Annotated in this window: 16 protein-coding genes; 8 read left to right on the forward strand and 8 right to left on the reverse strand. The window is 65.6% G+C overall.

The genetic code is table 11. The features are described from left to right. Nucleotides 1-6 precede the first annotated feature (6 nt). The 4 genes from ACFMPD_RS01675 to panC all read left to right on the forward strand — a co-directional run bounded on the left by ACFMPD_RS01675 (nucleotide 7) and on the right by panC (nucleotide 4,214). On the forward strand, nucleotides 7-1,581 hold the full coding sequence (locus ACFMPD_RS01675; RefSeq protein ID WP_380991036.1) for an L-aspartate oxidase: 1,575 nt from the start codon (nucleotides 7-9) through the stop codon (nucleotides 1,579-1,581). Continuing rightward, on the forward strand, nucleotides 1,578-2,423 hold the full coding sequence (nadC, locus tag ACFMPD_RS01680) for a carboxylating nicotinate-nucleotide diphosphorylase (RefSeq protein WP_380991039.1): 846 nt from the start codon (nucleotides 1,578-1,580) through the stop codon (nucleotides 2,421-2,423). The genes ACFMPD_RS01675 and nadC overlap by 4 nt, the downstream gene beginning before the upstream one ends. 115 nt (nucleotides 2,424-2,538) lie before the next feature. Continuing rightward, nucleotides 2,539-3,366: a 3-methyl-2-oxobutanoate hydroxymethyltransferase gene (gene panB / locus ACFMPD_RS01685; RefSeq protein ID WP_380991042.1), complete on the forward strand. Its 828-nt coding sequence runs from the start codon at nucleotides 2,539-2,541 to the stop codon at nucleotides 3,364-3,366. After that, nucleotides 3,363-4,214: a pantoate--beta-alanine ligase gene (panC, locus tag ACFMPD_RS01690; RefSeq protein WP_380991044.1), complete on the forward strand. Its 852-nt coding sequence runs from the start codon at nucleotides 3,363-3,365 to the stop codon at nucleotides 4,212-4,214. Before panB ends, panC begins: the two co-directional genes overlap by 4 nt. A gap of 23 nt (nucleotides 4,215-4,237) precedes the next feature. Here panC and ACFMPD_RS01695 read toward each other — a convergent pair whose 3' ends face one another. Then, a complete protein-coding gene (locus tag ACFMPD_RS01695) occupies nucleotides 4,238-5,446 on the reverse strand; it encodes an aminopeptidase P family protein (protein WP_380991046.1) in 1,209 nt (402 codons plus the stop codon). A gap of 113 nt (nucleotides 5,447-5,559) precedes the next feature. Beyond that, the gene (locus ACFMPD_RS01700; protein WP_380991049.1) at nucleotides 5,560-6,345 is read right to left on the reverse strand and encodes an alpha/beta hydrolase; all 786 of its coding nucleotides are present in this window, start codon (nucleotides 6,343-6,345) and stop codon (nucleotides 5,560-5,562) included. An 82-nt stretch (nucleotides 6,346-6,427) separates the two neighbouring features. Here ACFMPD_RS01700 and ACFMPD_RS01705 point away from each other — a divergent pair, with 82 nt between their 5' ends. The 3 genes from ACFMPD_RS01705 (at nucleotide 6,428) to ACFMPD_RS01715 (ending at nucleotide 10,565) form a co-directional block, all read left to right on the forward strand. Further along, the gene (locus ACFMPD_RS01705) at nucleotides 6,428-7,903 is read left to right on the forward strand and encodes an NAD-dependent succinate-semialdehyde dehydrogenase (RefSeq protein WP_380991051.1); all 1,476 of its coding nucleotides are present in this window, start codon (nucleotides 6,428-6,430) and stop codon (nucleotides 7,901-7,903) included. Between the two features lie 149 nt (nucleotides 7,904-8,052). After that, on the forward strand, nucleotides 8,053-8,589 hold the full coding sequence (locus ACFMPD_RS01710) for an RNA polymerase sigma factor (RefSeq protein ID WP_380991094.1): 537 nt from the start codon (nucleotides 8,053-8,055) through the stop codon (nucleotides 8,587-8,589). Beyond that, complete coding sequence (locus ACFMPD_RS01715; protein ID WP_380991054.1) at nucleotides 8,586-10,565, forward strand: YfbK domain-containing protein; 1,980 nt, start codon at nucleotides 8,586-8,588, stop codon at nucleotides 10,563-10,565. The genes ACFMPD_RS01710 and ACFMPD_RS01715 overlap by 4 nt, the downstream gene beginning before the upstream one ends. 84 nt (nucleotides 10,566-10,649) lie before the next feature. Here ACFMPD_RS01715 and ACFMPD_RS01720 read toward each other — a convergent pair whose 3' ends face one another. The 6 genes from ACFMPD_RS01720 to ACFMPD_RS01745 form a co-directional block, all read right to left on the reverse strand. Continuing rightward, nucleotides 10,650-11,123: an Hsp20 family protein gene (locus ACFMPD_RS01720; RefSeq protein ID WP_380991057.1), complete on the reverse strand. Its 474-nt coding sequence runs from the start codon at nucleotides 11,121-11,123 to the stop codon at nucleotides 10,650-10,652. Nucleotides 11,124-11,253: 130 nt separating this feature from the next. Further along, the gene (locus ACFMPD_RS01725; RefSeq protein WP_380991059.1) at nucleotides 11,254-12,072 is read right to left on the reverse strand and encodes a trypsin-like serine peptidase; all 819 of its coding nucleotides are present in this window, start codon (nucleotides 12,070-12,072) and stop codon (nucleotides 11,254-11,256) included. An 8-nt stretch (nucleotides 12,073-12,080) separates the two neighbouring features. Next, nucleotides 12,081-12,893 carry a trypsin-like serine peptidase gene (locus ACFMPD_RS01730; protein ID WP_380991062.1) on the reverse strand — a complete coding sequence of 271 codons (813 nt, stop codon included), beginning with the start codon at nucleotides 12,891-12,893 and terminating at the stop codon, nucleotides 12,081-12,083. Nucleotides 12,894-12,967: 74 nt separating this feature from the next. Then, the gene (gene glcF, locus ACFMPD_RS01735) at nucleotides 12,968-14,290 is read right to left on the reverse strand and encodes a glycolate oxidase subunit GlcF (protein WP_380991065.1); all 1,323 of its coding nucleotides are present in this window, start codon (nucleotides 14,288-14,290) and stop codon (nucleotides 12,968-12,970) included. A 2-nt stretch (nucleotides 14,291-14,292) separates the two neighbouring features. Further along, nucleotides 14,293-15,426 carry an FAD-binding protein gene (locus ACFMPD_RS01740; protein ID WP_380991068.1) on the reverse strand — a complete coding sequence of 378 codons (1,134 nt, stop codon included), beginning with the start codon at nucleotides 15,424-15,426 and terminating at the stop codon, nucleotides 14,293-14,295. 61 nt (nucleotides 15,427-15,487) lie between these two features. Then, on the reverse strand, nucleotides 15,488-16,936 hold the full coding sequence (locus tag ACFMPD_RS01745; protein ID WP_380991070.1) for an FAD-linked oxidase C-terminal domain-containing protein: 1,449 nt from the start codon (nucleotides 16,934-16,936) through the stop codon (nucleotides 15,488-15,490). 80 nt (nucleotides 16,937-17,016) lie between these two features. Here ACFMPD_RS01745 and ACFMPD_RS01750 point away from each other — a divergent pair. Beyond that, on the forward strand, nucleotides 17,017-17,509 hold a 493-nt coding region (locus ACFMPD_RS01750), incomplete at its 3' end, for a DUF599 domain-containing protein (protein ID WP_380991073.1).

The following is a 17,509-nucleotide window of genomic DNA, read 5'->3' on the forward strand; positions in this document are numbered from 1 at the left end:
ACCGCGATGCACGCGCTTTCCACCGGTCGGGTGGTCATTGTGGGCGCCGGTCTGGGGGCCCTGTATGCCGCCCTGCACCTGGCGCCGCGCCCCGTTCTGGTGATCTCGCCCGACCCGCTGGGCCAGGGTGCCAGTTCGGCCTGGGCCCAGGGCGGTGTCGCCGCGGCGATGGATCTGGCCGACTGCGCCGCCGCCCATGCCGCCGACACGGTGCGGGCCGGGGCCGGCACCACCGATCCAGAGGTCGCCGCCGCAGTCGCGGCGGAAGCGCGGGCGCATATTCTGGACCTGACCAAGCTGGGCACGCCGTTCGACCGGCGTGCGGACGGCGCCTATGTCCTGTCTCGCGAGGCCGCGCACAGCTTTGCCCGTGTCGTTCGGGTGCAGGGCGACCAGGCCGGAGCGGAAATCATGCAGGCGCTGATCGCCCGCACCCGCGAGACTCCGTCGATCCAGGTGCTGGAAGGGGTGGTGGCCACAGGGCTGCATACCCGGGCCGGGCGGGTCAGCGGCATCGACCTGCAACTGTCCGGCGTGCGGGGCTCGCAAAGCTGTCTGTTGCGGGGCGCGGCCTATCTGCTGGCGGGCGGCGGCTCGGGCGGGCTTTATGCCCTGACCACCAATCCCCCGCGCATCCGCGGCCAGGTCATCGGCATGGCCGCCCGCGCCGGCGCGGTGATCGCCGACGCCGAGTTCGTGCAATTTCACCCGACGGCCATTGACAGCGGCACGGATCCGGCGCCGCTGGCCACCGAGGCGCTGCGCGGCGAAGGTGCGCAGCTGATCAACCGGCACGGCGAGCGGTTCTTGCCGGCGATCCATCCCGATGCGGAACTGGCCCCGCGCGATATCGTCGCCCGCGCGATCTATGCCCAGACCCAGGCCGGTCTGCGGCCGATGCTGGACACCCGCGCCGCGATCGGCGACCGCATTCTCACGCAGTTTCCCACCGTGGCAAAGGCCTGCCATGCCGCTGGCATCGACCCGGTGCGCGACCCGATCCCGGTGGCCGCCGCCGCGCATTCACAGATGGGCGGCATTGCCACCGATTCATCCGGCCGAGCCTCTCTGGGCAATCTCTGGGTCTGCGGCGAAGCCGCCTCGACCGGCCTGCACGGGGCCAACCGGCTGGCCTCGAACGGGCTGCTCGAAGCGCTGGTCTATGCCAGCCGATGCGCCCGCGACATCGACGCCGCCCTGCCTGCCGATGCCGCGGCGGACTGCGCGCCGGTCGCCCTGCCCCCCCTGGCCGCCGGTCAGCCACTCGATCCGTCGCTTGTCCCCCGTCTGCGCCGCACGATGACCGACCGGGTCGGTGTCATCCGCACCGCCGACGGATTAAAGGGCGCGCTGGCCGAGATCGCCGCCATCGAGGCGGCACAGCCCGATTGCGCGCAACTGGCCAACATGACGGCCGCCGCCACGCTGATCGCCGCCGCCGCCCTGAAACGCGAGGAAAGCCGGGGCGGGCATTACCGCGCCGATTTCCCCGAACCCGCTGGCACCACCGGCCAGCGCAGCCGGCTGACACTGACCGAAGCGCTGGCGCTGCGTGCCCGCCATGAACCGGAGACGACATGACCGCCCCGATGCCCGACCTGATATTCGAACCCCTGGTGCGCGCCGCGCTGATGGAGGATCTTGGAACCTTTGGCGACCTCACGACCCGCACCGTGATCCCCGCCGGCACCACCTGCAGCGCCCGCCTGCGGGCGCGCGAGGATGGCATCGTCTCGGGCATGCAGATCGCGGCCATTGCGTTTCGCCTGGTCGATCCGGGCCTGACCGTGCGGGTGCTGACGCCCGATGGCAGCCGCGTCGCGGCGGGGGACGTGCTGATGCAGATCGACGGCGATGCCGCCGCGATCCTGTCGGCCGAACGGGTGGCGCTGAACTTTGCCGGGCGACTCAGCGGCGTCGCCAGCCTGACCGGCCGGTTCGTCGCCGAAACCCGGGGCACCAGCACCCGCATCACCTGCACCCGCAAGACCACGCCGGGCCTGCGGCTGGTCGAGAAACAGGCGGTTCTGCATGGCGGCGGGTTCAATCACCGCTTTTCCCTGTCGGACGCGATCCTGATCAAGGACAACCACATCGCCGCCGCCGGCGGCATCCGCCCGGTGTTGCAGGCGGTCAGGGCCGGGGCCTCGCACATGGTCCGGGTCGAGATCGAGGTCGATACCCTGGAGCAACTGGCCGAGGCACTGGACGAAGGCGGCGCCGATGTGGTTTTGCTGGACAACATGGAGACCCCGACCCTGGCCGAGGCGGTGGCGCTGGCCGACCGCCGCGCCGTGCTGGAGGCGTCGGGCAACATGAAACTGGAACGCATCGCCGAGGTGGCCGCGACCGGGGTCGACTATATCTCGTCCGGGGCGCTGACCCATTCCGCCAGAACCCTCGATCTGGGGTTGGATTTCTGACGTCGCCGGTGCGCGGAATGACCGCGCAACGCACCCGCGCGGCTGTTGCATTCGCAACCGCTTCGCCGTACTGGATTCACGCCGCATTTACGCTGCGTCAAGCAAGAGGCACACCATGAGCCAAACATCACCGAAAAAGGCCCTGGATGCTGCTGACATCCGCGCCCGCAAAGGGGCCACTCCGCTGGTCTGCCTGACCGCCTATACGACGCCGGTGGCGCAACTCGCGGATCAGGAATGCGATCTGGTGCTGGTCGGCGACAGTGTCGGCATGGTGCTGCACGGGTTTGACTCGACCCTGCCGGTGACGCTGGAGATGATGATCCTGCACGGTCAGGCCGTGGCCCGGGGATTGAGCCGGGCGATGATGGTGGTGGACATGCCGTTCGGCAGCTACGAGGAAAGCCCGGAACAGGCGTTTCGCAATGCCGCCCGCGTGATGGCCGAAACCGGCGCCGGCGCGGTCAAGCTGGAGGGCGGACAGCACATGGCCGACACTATCCGACACCTGGTCCAGCGCGGCATTCCGGTGATGGCCCATGTCGGACTGACGCCACAGGCGTTCAACACGCTGGGCGGCTATCGCGTGCAAGGCAAGGGCAGCGCCGGCGCACAGGTGCTGGCGGATGCCCGCGCGGTCGCCGGGGCCGGCGCCTTTTCCGTCGTGCTGGAAAAAGTGCCCGCCGATCTGGCCGATCAGATCACCGCCGATATCGACATCCCGACCGTCGGCATCGGCGCTTCGGCGGGCTGCGACGGGCAGATCCTGGTGATCGACGACATGCTGGGCCTGTTCGACGCGTTCAAGCCGAAATTCGTCAAACGCTATGCGCATCTGGCAGGGGATGCGGCAGAGGCCATTCGCACCTATGCTGACGAGGTGCGCAGCCGCAGCTTTCCCGCCGCCGAACATGTATTCAGCAACGAAACGGACCCGACATGAAAATCGTCCGCCAGAAATCCGACCTGCGCGCCCTTACCCGGAAATGGCGGGCAGAAGGTGCCTCGATCGGCGTCGTGCCGACCATGGGGGCGCTGCACGAGGGACATCTGAGCCTGGTCACCGCCGCCAGCGCCCGCGCCGACCGGGTGATCGTGACGCTGTTCGTGAACCCGACCCAGTTCAACAATGCCGAGGATCTGGAAAAGTACCCGCGCACCGAGGATTCGGATGCCGAACAGCTTGCGCCGTTTGACGTCGATGTTCTCTATATTCCCGATGTCGACCAGATCTATCCACAGGGGTTTGCCACGGCGATCACCGTCTCGGGCCTGACCGACCGGCTGTGCGGGGCCACGCGGCCCGGCCATTTCGACGGCGTGGCGACGGTGGTGACGAAACTGCTGCTGCAAACCGATGCAGATCTGGCGTTTTTCGGTGAAAAGGATTTTCAGCAGTTGCAAGTGGTGCGGCGGCTGGTCACCGATCTGGATATCGCGACCGAAATCATCGGCTGTCCCACCGTGCGCGAGACGGACGGGTTGGCGATGTCGTCGCGCAATCTGCGCCTGGGTCCGGCGGCGCGTCGGAATGCTCCGGCGATGCGCGCCGCCCTGGCCGAAGCCGCCGACGGGATCGCCAGCGGCGAGGCCCCCGGCCCGGCGCTGGACACGGTGCGCCAGCGGCTGACAGCGGCCGGTTTCGGACCCATCGACTATCTGGAATTCTGCCGCGAGGACGACCTGCAACCGATCACCGAACCCGGCGGCAGCGGCCGCATACTGGTCGCAGCCTGGCTGGACGGGGTGCGCCTGATCGACAACGTGATCGCCGCGCCGTCCGGCACCTAGACAGGCGCGGCACGGCTGCGGGGTCAGCCCACCACGTTGAAATCCGGCCCATAGGGATAGCCGGTGATATTCTCGTTGCCGTCCTCGGTGATGACCAGAATATCGTGTTCGCGATACCCGCCCGCGCCGGGCTGGCCCTGCGGGATGGTCAGCATCGGCTCCATGCTGATCACCATGCCCGGTTCCAGCACCGTGTCGATATCCTCGCGCAGTTCCAGCCCCGCCTCGCGCCCATAGAAATGGCTGAGCACGCCAAAGGAATGGCCATAGCCAAAGGTGCGGTATTGCAGCAGGTCGCGCTCGGCGAAGAACGCGTTGATCTTGTGCGTCACCTCGGCACAGCTGGCACCCGGCTGCAACAGCGACATGCCGTATTCATGAGCGGCGACATTGGCCTGCCAGATTTTCAGGCTGTCGGCATCGACCTCTTGCACGAACATCGTGCGTTCCAGCGCCGTGTAATAGCCCGAAATCATCGGAAAGGTGTTCAGTGACAGGATGTCTCCGCGTTCCAGAACCCGCGCCGTCACCGGGTTGTGCGCCCCGTCGGTGTTGATGCCGGACTGGAACCAGACCCAGGTATCGCGATACTCGGCGTCGGGAAAGCGTTTGGCGATCTCGGCCTCCATGGCATCGCGCCCGGCCATCGCCACGTCGATCTCGCGCGCGCCGGCCCTGACCGCGTCGCGGATGGCATAGCCCCCCACATCCGCCACCTGCGCGCCCTGTCGGATCAATGCGATCTCGGCCTCGGATTTGTGCATCCGCTGGCGCATGGTGGTTTCGAACAGATCGACCATGGTCAGGGGCTGCAGGAAATCCTCGAGCTTGTCGCGCTGCATCAGCGTCAGGTGATCGCCCTCATAGCCAACGATCTTGCCGGTGCCGGCAACCGAGGCCACCGCGCGCCAGAAATTGTCGCGCTGCCAGTCGGTATAGGTGATGTTGTCGCAATAGCAGCGGCGCCAGGGCTGGCCCGCGTCAATGCCCGCGCTGATCGTCACGCAATCGGTTTCAGTCACGACCAGCCCATAGGGGCGGCCAAAGGAACAGTACACAAACCCGGAATAATAGGCGATATTGTGCATCGAGGTGAAGACGGCGGCATTGGCGCCGGCGGCCTCCATGCGCTCGCGCAGCTCGGCGATGCGCGCCTCGTATTCCGCCACGGCAAAGGGCAGCGGCGCCTTGGTGCCGTTGTGAAAACGATACATGTCAGGACGTGAGGTCATGATTGACCCTCCTTTTCAGAAAGGTCCCGGCGTTCAGGACGTGGTACAGGAATCGCCCCGCGGCGACGCCATCGCCAAGGCTGGGCTCGGTTTGGCGGCAAACGCCGCGCAGATCAAGCCGTCAAACGACGCACCAGGTCGCTTTTCGCATCCGTCAGCAAATCGATCACGTCGAAATGGTGTCGATCGGGTACGATCATCTGCTCAACCGCCCAGCACTCTGACAACCATCGCGCCTGATCCAGAAAGGCCGGGCGTTCCTCTGCGCCCACCCAGACCGTGACCGTTGCATCGTGGCGGTCCTGCATGAAAAGCGGGCTTTCGGCCTCGGCATCCTGCAATGTCATCCGGAAATCCGCATTCATCGATGTGCGCAACAGCGGCCGCAGATCGGACAGGGGCGATATTGGTGCCACCGTCGCCAGCCGGGCGGCAACCGGTTCGGGCAGCAGCCCGGGGGCCAGCATCCGCGCCGCCAGATGCCCGCCGGCGGAATGGCCAGTGATTGAAATCGGACCCCGGGTGTGACCGGCGATCACCTGCACCGCCGCCGCGATCTGGCGGGTGATCTGCGCGATCGAGACCTGCGGGCAGAGATCATAGCCGGGCATCGCCACCGCCCAGCCCCGCGCCAGCGGCCCGGCGGCCAGATGCGACCAGATGCTGCGATCGAACATGCGCCAATAGCCGCCATGGACAAAGATCACGGTGCCCCGGGGCCGACCCTGTGGCAGGAACAGATCATAGACCTGGCGCGCACCGGCCCCATAGGGCTGGCCCAGCCGGACCCATGGCCCCAGAACGTCGCGAAATGCCTGCGCCTGCATGTCCCAAAGCGCCGGAAAATCCGGACCGCCAGGAATATGTGCCGCGTTGGCATAGGCATCGTCCAAATCCATTCGCACCCCGCATGTGGCCCTAGACAAATCTAGCCCCAACTGGTTTGGCTGCGCCAAGAGTTTTTTCTGGGAGACACGACTCATGCTGGATGCAACAACGGACCTGAAATCGCTTTTGAACGATCCCGACCTGCTGGCCACCAAAGCCTATGTCGGCGGCCAATGGATCGACGGCGACAACGGCACATTCGCGGTGACCAATCCGGCCCGTGGCGATGTTATCGCCGAGGTTGCCGACCTGAGCCGCGAGCAGGTCGCCGAGGCCATCGCGCAGGCCGAAGCCGCGCAAAAGGAATGGGCGGCCATGACCGGCAAGGAACGCGCCGGCCTGCTGCGCAAGTTTTTTGACCTGATGATGGAGAACGCCCAGGACCTGGGCCGGATCCTGACCGCCGAACAGGGCAAGCCGCTGGCCGAAGCCGTCGGCGAGGTCGCCTATGGCGCGTCCTTCATCGAATTCTTTGGTGAAGAGGCCAAGCGGGTCTATGGCGAAACCATTCCCGGCCACCAGCGCGACAAGCGCATCACGGTGCTGAAGCAGCCCATTGGGGTCGCAGCCTCGATCACGCCCTGGAATTTCCCCAACGCGATGATCACCCGCAAGGCCGCGCCGGCGCTGGCGGCTGGTTGTGCCTTTGTCGGCCGGCCGGCGATGGAAACGCCGCTGTCGGCGCTGGTGATGGGGGTTCTGGCCGAGCGCGCCGGCATCCCGGCGGGTGTGTTCAACATCGTCACCTCGTCCTCGGCCAGTTCCGTGGGCAAGGAATTCTGCGAGAATCCGGCGGTGCGCAAGCTGACCTTTACCGGGTCCACCGAAGTCGGCCGCATCCTGCTGAAACAGGCCGCGGATCAGGTGATGAAATGCTCGATGGAGCTGGGCGGCAACGCGCCGTTCATCGTCTTTGACGACGCCGATCTGGACGCGGCCGTCGAAGGCGCGATGATGTGCAAGTTCCGCAACAACGGCCAGACCTGTGTCTGCGCCAACCGCATCTATGTGCAGGCCGGGGTCTATGACGCCTTTGCCGCCAAGCTGAAAGTCGCGGTCGAGAACCTGAATGTCGGCGATGGCCTGAACGAAGGCACCACCACCGGCCCGCTGATCAACGCCGAAGCCGTGGAAAAGGTGCTGGAACATCTGGGCGACGTGACCGCCAAGGGCGGCGAGGTGCTGACCGGCGGCCAGGCGCATGAACTGGGCGGCACCTTCTTTCAGCCCACGGTCGTCACCGGCGTCACCCAGGATATGGCCGTGGCCAAGGAAGAGACCTTCGGCCCGCTGGCACCGCTGTTCAAGTTCGACGACGTGGACGAGGTCATCGCCATGGCCAATGACACGATCTTTGGTCTGGCGGCCTATTTCTATGCCAAGGATCTTTCCCGCGTCTACAAGGTGGCCGAAGCGCTGGAATATGGCATCGTCGGGGTCAATACCGGCATCATCAGCACCGAGGTCGCGCCCTTTGGCGGCGTCAAGCAGTCGGGGCTGGGCCGCGAGGGCAGCCATCACGGCATCGAGGACTTTCTCGAAATGAAATACATCTGCATGTCGGTCTGAGACCGAACTGTAAAATTGCAGACGGGGCGGTCCAGTGCCGCCCCGTTTTCGTTTGTGCCGCCCCCTGATCCGGCAGACAATCCATCGACTTTTTTGCCGCCTTCGCCAAGGATTGACCGCGCCGCCGCGTCCAAGTCTATGTGATGCGTATGGATGCAAGCGACGAGGATCTGGCCATGGCCGCCGCCAGCGGCGATGCTGCGGCGTTTTCCGCCTTGCTGGACCGGCGCTATGACGGCCTGTTCCGTCTCGCCTTTCGTCTGACGGGATCGCGCACCGAGGCCGAGGATCTGACCCAGGACATCTGCGCCGCCCTGCCCGCGAAAATCGCACGGTTCAATGGGCGGGCGCAATTCACCACCTGGCTCTATCGGGTGGCCGTCAACGCCGCGCATGACCGCCGCCGCCGGGCGTCCAGCCATGCCCGCGCCGCCGAGGGCTGGGGCAATTGGGAAATCGCCCGCCGCGCGGCGGATGCCGAGACATCAGAACAGGTGGACTGGCTGGTAGCGGCGATGCGCGCCCTGCCCGACGATCTGCGCGACACGCTGGCGCTGGTGCTGGACGAGATGACCCATGCGCAGGCCGCCGGGATCCTGGGAATTTCCGAAGGCACGGTCAGCTGGCGCATTTCGCAGGCCAAGAAACGCCTGAAAGAGCTGCGCATGCAGGAGGCTCAGCAATGAATGACGATCTGAACGATCTCAGGGCCGCGATGCGCGCGGCAACGCCTGACCCGGATGCGGACGCCAAGAAGGCGCATCTGGCGCTGGCGCGGAAAAACTTTGCAACGTTCCAAGAATCGCGCGCCGGGGTGCGTCCCATGTCCGATCGCCCGAAACCGGGCCCCTGGACAGGAGTACGACAGATGCTGATCCCCCTCACCTCGCGCGCGGGTCTGACCGCGACCACCGCCATCATTGCCGTTGCACTGGTAACGCTGACCCCGATTCGCGACACCCTGCTGCCGCCCGATGTGCCGCTGTTGCGCCAGGTGCCCGCCCCGACGCCGGCGACCGCACCGGAAAACGGACTACCGGCCGAGCTGCTCGAAATGGACGACAGGACCGCAACGGCCGCGCCGAAGGATGCCCCGATGACAGCGCCGATGGCGGAACCGGCCCAGGCCCTGACGGACAATCTGGCGCGGGGGCGCACGGCCAAGTCGGCGGCCCGCGTCCTGGGGGCATCCCCCCCCGGCGCGGCCCTTGAAACCGCGATCGCACCGCCGCCACCGATGCCTGACCGGATGTCGCCACAAGCGGAAGGCGAAAGCTATGCGAATGCCGATGCGAACCCTCTGAACGTGACCGCCGAGACCCCGGTGTCGACCTTTTCCATAGATGTCGACACGGCCTCTTACGCGGTGCTGCGCAATTCTCTAATGGCCGGACGCATGCCGGCCCCGGATGCGGTGCGCATCGAGGAAATGGTCAACTATTTCCCCTATGCCTATCCCCGGCCAGAGGGCGATCAGGCGTTCCGGCCCACGGTTTCGGTGCTGCAGACGCCCTGGAACGCCGACACGCGGCTGGTGCATATCGGCATTCAGGGCGCGGTACCGGCGGCAGAGGATCGCCCGCCGCTGAACCTGGTCTTTCTGATCGACACGTCCGGTTCCATGGATCAACCCGCCAAGCTGGGGCTGCTGAAACAATCCTTTGCGCTGATGCTGGGACAGCTGCGGGAACAGGATCAGGTGGCCATCGTCACCTATGCCGGCAGCGCCGGGCAGGTTCTGGCCCCCACCGCCGCCAGCGACCGCGGCGCCATCCTGGCGGCGTTGAACGCGCTGAATGCCGGCGGCTCGACCGCCGGTCAGGCCGGTCTGCAACAGGCCTATGCCATCGCCGCCGGCATGGCCGAGGACGGCGAGGTCAGCCGGGTGATTCTGGCGACCGATGGCGATTTCAATGTCGGGCTGTCCGATCCCGAGGCGCTGAAACACTTTATCTCGGAGCAGCGCGACGGTGGCACCTATCTCAGCGTGCTGGGATTTGGCCGGGGTAATCTGGACGATGCCACCATGCAGGCGCTGGCCCAGAACGGCAACGGTCAGGCGGCCTATATCGACACGCTGGCCGAGGCGCAAAAGGTGCTGGTGGATCAACTGTCCGGGGCGCTGTTTCCGATTGCCGATGACGTCAAGATCCAGGTCGAGTTCAACCCCGCCACGGTCGCGGAATACCGGTTGATCGGCTATGAGACCCGCGCACTTCGGCGCGAGGATTTCAACAATGACAGGGTCGATGCCGGCGATATCGGCGCCGGGCACGCGTTGACGGCGCTGTACGAGATCACCCCCGTCGGCTCGCCCGCGCAGCTCAGCGATCCGCTGCGCTATCGGTCCGCGCCCGCAGCCAAAGGTGCGCGCGACGAACTTGGCTATCTGCGCTTGCGCTACAAGTCCCCCGGCAACGACACCAGCCGCCTGATCGAACAGGCGATCACCGTCGACATGCCGGCCGGGACCGACACCGGGTTTGCCGCCGCGATCGCCGGTTTCGGCCAGGTGCTGCGCGGCGATGATACCTATCTGGGCGATTGGGACTATGATCAGGCCATCGCGCTGGCCAATGCCAACCGCGGTGCTGATCCCTATGGCTATCGCACCGAGGCGGTCCGGCTGATGCGGCTAGCCAAAAGCCTGTCGGCACAGTGAACGCACCGCCGAACGAAATCGCCCCGCACCGGTTCGCGTCCGGTGCGGGGCAAAACGTCGGACCGTGGCAAGTCGAAATGGCGGTCAGTTCACCGCCTTGGCATCGACCACATCGGTTTCCACCGCCTTGCTGTCGGATCCGGTGATCTCGATGCGGCGGGGTTTCAGCGCCTCGGGAATCTCGCGTTCGAGATCGATATGCAGCATGCCGTCGATATGGCTGGCGCCGGTCACGCGCACGTGATCGGCCAGGTGGAAACGGCGCTCAAAGGCGCGGGTGGCGATGCCGCGATGCAGATAGGTGCGGTCATCGTCCTCTTCGGCCTTTCTGGCGGTCACCACCAGGGCGTTTTCCTTGACCTCGACGCCCAGGTCATTGCCAGAGAACCCGGCGACGGCGATCGAGATGCGATAGGAATCGGCAGCCGTTTTTTCGATGTTGTAGGGGGGATAGGTGGACTGGCTGACATCATTGGCCATCACGCGGTCCATCAGATCGGCGATCTGATCGAACCCGACGGTGGCACGGTGCAGCGGGGCAAAGTCAAATGTACGCATGTCGTTATCCTCATCTTGCGAGCGATTTACGAAAGCCCTCCGGTTCGGACGGGCAGGTTCTGACATCGGAACCCGGTTCGGCATTCCGATGCGACAAAGATGGGGAGATGCAAAACCGGTTTCAAGACCTTTAGTTGCGGATAAACTTGGCCCCGGCAGGCCGGTGGCCCGTCCCGACACCGAGCCGCCTGGCCCCGGCGCCGACAGGACGCCGGTCGGCCCGCAATCGAACCTTGAGCCGGTCGACCACCGCCGGCAGCGCCATGCCGAACGCAACCTTGCGCCCCTCCACCACACCGCCGCCCGAGATCAGCGACAGGATGCGGCCGCGACCACCGACCCGGGCAAACACCGGCGCGCCGGACGAGCCAAAGGTCACGTCGCAGTCAAAGGCCATCAGGTCGTCCGCCTGCGCCACGATGCTGCAGCGGCGCTGGCGCGACAGCGCTTCGGAACGACCCTGACCATAAGAGGTGACACTGACGCCGCTGCCGACCCCCTGACCGGAATGCAGCACAAAGGGGTCGGCATCGCGGCTGGTGATCGGTTGCGCCAGGCGCAACAGCGCGACGTCATTTCGCACGCGGTCCAGATTGCCCGGCCCACCCGCATCGTAGTCTGGCGGCACCGCGATCTGGGCCACCGACCGATCCGCGATCGACACACTATCGCGCAGCCCGGCGCGAAAGGTCAGGGTCTCGGGCGCATGGCGTCGATGGGTGCGGCGATCAAAGACACAATGCGCGGCGGTCAGAACAAGGTCGGGCGCAATCAGGGTGCCGGTGCAATACCCGCGGCCACCGATCTCGAGCCGTCCGACCGCCTCCCAGCCCAACAGGTCCTCGCGGTCGGTCAGCCGGGCCAACCCGGTGGATTGCGCCTGTGTGGATTGCGCCTGTGCCGGCGGGACCGCGGTCAGCAGGCTCACCGCCAGCAACAGATATGTCACCCGGCGCGTCACGGTTTGATGAACTTTGCCCCTGTGGTGCGCCGCGGCTGGCCGACGCTGATGCGGTTCACGTCCGGCGCCGGCGCGACCGCGTATCCGGCCCCGGCATCCAGCTGCGCGCGCAGCAATTCCAGGGGCTGGTCCAGCGCCGTGCCCAGCGCCACCCGCTGGCCTTCAACCTCGGCCTTGGCCGACACCACCGATACGATCCTCGGGGTGCCGTCGGCAAAGGAAAAGATCGGCGCCCCGGACGAACCGTGATCGACGTCGCAGGACATGATCAGCACCCCCTGCTGGCGGGCCATCACGCTGCAGACCTGCTGCAGCGACGGTGCTTCGGCGCGACTCTTGGCGTAGGACACGACCCCCACCTGTTCGCCCTTGGCCGGCCTGCGAGCTGTCTGGAACGGCGTCACCGTGGTGTTGCGGATCGGTCGGTGTAACTGCAACAGGGCCACGTCGTTGCGCACACGTTCGGGCGAGACGGCATCACCATAGTCATAATCCGGGTGCACCACCGCCCGGCGCACCTGGCGATAGGCCGAGGCCCGCCCGTTGCGCCATCCGGCCAGGAACTCGACACTTTCCGGGTCGATTCGGGCCTTTGAGTGGCTGTCATACAGGCAATGCGCCGCCGTCAGCACCAGATCGGGCGCGATCAGCGCGCCGGTGCAGAACCCGGCGCCGTCGATGTCCAGACGTCCCACGGCCTGCCAGTCGCGTCCGGCATCGGTGGTGTCCAGCCGCTGCAACGGCCCGTCCTGCGCGACGGCCAAAGTCGGGCACAGGATCAGAGACAGGCAGATCAGCAAATGGCGCAACGCAAACACTCCGAATCCTCGTCAGACAGATCACTAGCGTGTTCTTGCGGCGAAATTGCGGCGATCCGCAATATCTAACTGGCGACCTTTGCCGGCGGTGCCCCATGCGCCGCGCGGATCAGTTCCGATGGCTTCGGCCCCCCGGTTGCCCAATCCAACAGCTCGACCGTGTGCACCACCGGCACACTGGTGCCCGAGCCGATCTGCATCATGCAACCGATATTTCCCGCGGCAATCAGGTCCGGCGATCCGGCCTGCAGCGTTTGGATCTTGCGCACCTTCAACTGGCTGGAAATCTCCGGCTGCATCAGGTTGTAGGTGCCGGCCGAGCCGCAGCACAGATGACTGTCGGCGGGTTCCACCACCCGGAACCCGGCCCGTTTCAGCAGGTCCTTGGGCGCGGTCTTGATCTGCTGGCCGTGCTGCAGCGAACAAGCGGAATGATAGGCCACCGTCAGGCCCTTGTCTTCGCCCTCGGGCAGTCCGAGCCTTGTCAATACCTCGCTGATATCCATCGCAATGCTTGCGACGCGGGCGGCATCGGCGGCCAGCGGGTGGTTGCGGAACATGTGGCCGTAATCCTTGACCGTGGTGCCGCAACCCGAGGTGTTGATGACGATTGCATCCAGCCCCTGACCGTCGATTTCGGCCGCCCATGCCCGAATGTTGCGGGCGGCCGTGGCATGGCTTTCCGCCTGCTTTCCCATGTGATGGGTCAGCGCGCCGCAACACCCGGCGCCCGCCGCCACCACCACCTCGCAGCCGAACCGGCGCAGGATGCGGATGGTGGCGTCATTGATATCGGTGTTCAGCGCCCGTTGCGCACAGCCGGTCATCAGGGCCACCCGCATCCGTTGCGGTGCCTGGGGCGCAAAGCTTTGCGGTGCGTCGTTGCGGCTGACCGGCGGTATGGTTCTGGGCGCCATCTGCAGCATCGCCTGCAACCGGGCATCCGGTATCAGCCGCGTGAACGGCCGGCCCAGTTTCGCCGCCCGCAGCGCCAGCCGAAAGCGTGTCGGATAGGGCAGAATTCGCGCCAGCAGCCAGCGCAGCGCCCGATCGCCGATCGGGCGGTGGTAATGCGCCTCGATATAGGTCCGGGCGTGATCCACCAGATGCATGTAATGCACCCCTGATGGACAGGTGGTCATGCAGGCCAGACAGCCGAGACAACGGTCGATATGCCTGACGGTCCGGGCGTCGGGTACCCGTTCGTTTTCCAGCATGTCCTTGATCAGATAGATGCGACCGCGCGGGCTGTCCAACTCGTCGCCCAGCACCTGATAGGTCGGGCAGGTCGCCGTGCAAAACCCGCAATGCACGCAATTGCGCAGAATCTGGTTGCTGCGCGCGAGGGCCGGATCGCGCAACTGATCCTCGGTGAACGTCGTCTGCATGGCTAACCTCCGACCGGCTGGGCAGGAGACATCAGGCCCCTGTTGAACAGGTTGCGCGGATCGAACCGGGCACGCAATCCGGCGCTGATCGCCTCCAGGGCCGGCGATTGCGGCTGGAACGTGCCCAACCGCGCCCGGGTCTCGGCGCTGGCCCGGACCAGCGTGGCATGACCGCCGAACCCGCCCAGCCTGCGCCGCAGGTCGGTGCCCTCGGGGGCGCAGGTCCAGATCAGCCCGCCGCCCCAGTCAAACAACAGCGCGTCGGTGTTCAGCCGGCGCGCGATGTCCGGGGCATCGCCGGGTTTGACCGACAGGCGCCAGACATCGCCTTGCCGATCGTGAAAGCAGCGAACATCGCGGATCGCCCGCCAGGCCTCTGCCGATTGCGCCGCACCGGAGAGTCGATCGACAGCGCCAAGCTCCCGCAGCCGCTCGGCCAGCCGCGCGCTGCGATAATCCACCGAATCGGCAAAACCCTCGACGCGCAGCAGCACTTCGGACTGCGCCGGATCATAGGCCGCACCCGTCAATTCGAACGGCGATCCCAGCGCCCGCGACATCACCTGCACTGCCTGCCTGCTGCCGTCCACGCGCAGATGCAGGGTCGCCTGGGTCTCGGGCCGCGGCAGGACTTTCAACGCAACCTCGGTCAACACCCCCAGCGTGCCCCAACTGCCCGCCATCAGCTTGACCAGATCATAGCCGGTGACATTCTTCATCACCCGTCCACCGTTCCGGATCGCCGTGCCGTTGCCATCCACGAACCGGACCCCCAGCAGGTGGTCGCGGCAGGCCCCGGCCTGCACCCGTCGCGGTCCCGACACGTTGCCGGCGACGACGCCGCCAATCGTCGGCTCACCAGAGCAGTTCAATAGGCCCCGGTGATCCATCGGTTCAAAGGCCAGCTGCTGGTGCTCAGCGGCCAGCAGCGCCTCGATCCGGGCCACCGGCGTGCCCGCCGCCGCCGCCAGGGTCAAAGCACCGGGTTCATACAGTGTGACGCCGGTCAGTCCCGCCGTCGAAAGCCTTTGCCCGGGCACCGCCATGCCCCGCGTACTGCCGCCACAAATGGCCAGCGGCCCTGTCGCCGCCGCCACCTGTTCGGCCAGCTCGGCCTCGCTTTGCGCAGTTCCCATATTCCTCTTGCCTCAAATATCCCGGGGTGAATTGGCCAACGGCCAAGAGGGGCTGGCCCCTTTACTGCACAACGATGGCCGGTGTCCGGCGGTCCCTGGAGACAGCCAGCGGAAAAACCTTTGCCGGGTTCAACAACCAGGCCGGATCGAACACGTCCTTGACCGCCATCTGCGCCTCCAGATCCGCTACAGTGTACTGATGCAGCATCAGGTCGCGCTTTTCGATACCCACGCCATGCTCTCCGGTCAGACAGCCCCCGACATCGACACACAGTTTCAGGATCTCCGCCCCCATCGCCTCGCACTTCTCAAGATCGCCGGGCGCGTTGGCGTCAAACAGGATCAGCGGGTGCATGTTGCCATCGCCTGCATGGAACACGTTGCCCACATCCAGCCCGAATTCACGGCTCAACTCGCCGATGCGGCGCAGAACATGCGGCAGTTCAGACACCGGAATGGTACCGTCCAGACACATGTAGTCGTTGATCTGGCCGATGGCGCCAAAGGCGCTTTTTCGGCCCAGCCAGATTTTGGCGCTTTCCTCGGCTGACCGGCTTTCGCGCAGTTCGACCGGGTCGTGACGCCGTGCTATGTCGACGATCCGGGCCAGCTGCGCGTCGATTTCCGTCTCCGATCCCTCGACTTCGACGATCAGCAAGGCCTCGCAATCGGGATAGCCGGCATTGGCGAAATTGTCGCTGGTGCGGATGCATAAACGGTCCATGAACTCGATCGCGACCGGCAGTATCCCGGAACGGATAATGTCGCTGACGCAGGCTCCGGCGACCTCGCTGCTGTCAAATCCCATCAGAACCGGGCGCGCGCCTTCCGGTTTGTGCAGGATGCGCAGGGTCGCCTCGGTCACGATGCCCAGCTGCCCCTCCGAGCCGCAGACCAGCCCCAGCAGATCCAGCCCACCGGAATCCAGATGCGCGCCGCCGATCTCGACCAAGGTGCCATCCATCAAGACCAGAGTGACCCCCAGCAGGTTGTTGGAGGTCACGCCGTATTTCAGGCAATGCGCCCCGCCGGAATTCATCGCGATGTTGCCGGCAATGGCGCAGGCCAGCTGGCTGGAGGGATCGGGCGCGTAGAAAAAGCCCGCCTCTTCGACAGCACCGGTGACCGACAGGTTCGTGCGCCCTGCCTGAACCCGAATAACGCGATTGTCAAAATCGGTCTCCAGAACCGCGTTCATCCGCGCAACACCCAGCATGACGCAGTCCGCGGTCGGCAGAGCGCCCCCCGCCAGCGAGGTTCCGGCCCCGCGCGGCACCACCGGCACCTTCTCTTCGTGACATATCTTCAGCACGTCGGATACCTGCTGCGTGGTGGATGGCAGCACCACCAGCATCGGCGGACAGCGATACGCGGTCAGTGCATCGCATTCATAGGCGCGGGTCTCGGCAGGATCATGGATCACCGCATCCGGTCCCAGCACCTTTGACAGCCGCGTGACCAGCCGTGCCTTGCGGCCGAGTATCTCGGGATTCGGGACCGGCATTTCCATGGCAACCTCCATATTTGGTAAAATTTTATTACCAATTTGCCAATCTAGCAAGTCCTTTTGATCCGGCCTACAGTCCCGGCATGACCACAGCCCAGACCCTCACCCTGTTTTCTCCGCTGGATTTCGTCGCGATCGCCCTGTTGCTGACGGGGGTGATTTGGATTGACTGGCGCATCGAATCGCCGCCGGCGAACCGGCCCTCGGTCTCGTCGCTGATGATTGCCTTTCGCCGCGACTGGATGCACCAGATGGTCACCCGGGAACCGCGGGTCTTCGATGCCCAGCTGATCAGCAACCTGCGCCAGGGCACTGCCTTTTTTGCCTCGGCCACCATGATCGCCATTGGCGGTGGGTTTGCCGTGATCGGCAATACCGACAAGCTGGCCGGGCTGGTCAGCGACCTGACACAGGGCAAGGCGCCGACCATCGTCTGGGAAATCAAGATCCTGCTGGTTCTGTTGTTTCTGGTGAACGCCTTCCTGAAATTCGTCTGGGCGCATCGCCTGTTCGGATATTGTGCGGTGCTGATGGCGGCGGTGGACAACGATGCATCTTCCCCTCTGGCCTATGCGC

Source organism: Sedimentitalea sediminis (assembly GCF_042687825.1).
Lineage (GTDB): Bacteria > Pseudomonadota > Alphaproteobacteria > Rhodobacterales > Rhodobacteraceae > Sedimentitalea.